Source organism: Cognatiyoonia sp. IB215182 (genome assembly GCF_033963905.1).
Classification (GTDB): Bacteria; Pseudomonadota; Alphaproteobacteria; order Rhodobacterales; family Rhodobacteraceae; genus Yoonia.
The window spans coordinates 1-785 of sequence record NZ_JAXBMB010000069.1 but is presented as its reverse complement, the minus strand read 5'-3'; the positions used below and the strand labels follow the sequence as shown (position 1 = coordinate 785).

The window sequence follows — 785 nt, the reverse complement described above, 5'->3', positions numbered from 1 at the left end:
AGTCCTGTCGCGACCTTTTGTTGGTCGTGCCATAGGAATGCAGTGACGATGGACTGGACAGCGACTGAGGCGATGGCATGATCTCTTTCAAAGGCGCGCATTTTCCCAAGCCCGTGATCATGTTGGCGGTCTATTTCTATGTGCGCTTCGGGGTCTCGTATCGCGATCTTGAAGAGATCATGGCAGAGCGCGGGGTAACCGCTGATCATGCCACACTGAACCGCTGGGTCGTGAGATACTCCCCCGAGGTGGCGAGGATAGCACAGAAACGAAAAGCGAAGACAGCCGTGTCCTGGCGGATGGATGAGACTTATGTCAACGTGCGGGGTGAATGGGTGTATCTGTTCCGGGCTATCGACCGGGAAGGCCAAACCCTTGATTTCATGCTGTCAGAGAAGCGTGACACCAAAGCGGCCAAGGCGTTCTTCGCCAATGCCCTGTCCCACAACGGCATCCCCAATCGGATCACCATCGATAAGAGCCGCAGCAATGCGGCCGGGATCAAGGAGATCAACAAGATCTTCAAGCGGCTGATGATCCCGGTGACAATCGACACCGTTCGGTCGAAGTATCTCAACAACATGATCGAACAGGATCATCGGTTCATTAAGCGGTTGACGCGACCGATGCTGGGCTTCAAGAGCTTCGCATCGGCCGCTGCAACGCTTGCCGGGATCGAAGTGGCGCACGTGATCCGCAAATGCCAGCTTGGCCCGAGGACTTGCGGCTTCTGCCAGTTTGCTGAGCTCGCAGAATAACTGTGTCGAGAAAGGGCGTCTCCCGGC

Annotated in this window: 1 protein-coding gene; it reads left to right on the top strand. The window is 56.2% G+C overall.

The features are described 5' to 3' along the window. The first annotated feature begins 77 nt into the window (after positions 1 to 77). Complete coding sequence (locus SLH47_RS26295; RefSeq protein WP_320244104.1) at positions 78 to 758, top strand: IS6 family transposase; 681 nt, start codon at positions 78 to 80, stop codon at positions 756 to 758. Positions 759 to 785 lie beyond the last annotated feature (27 nt).

Coding starts and splice junctions, on each gene's coding strand:
- SLH47_RS26295 (WP_320244104.1), top strand. CDS start 78: ATGATCTCTTTCAAAGGCGCGCATTTTCCCAAGCCCGTGATCATGTTG.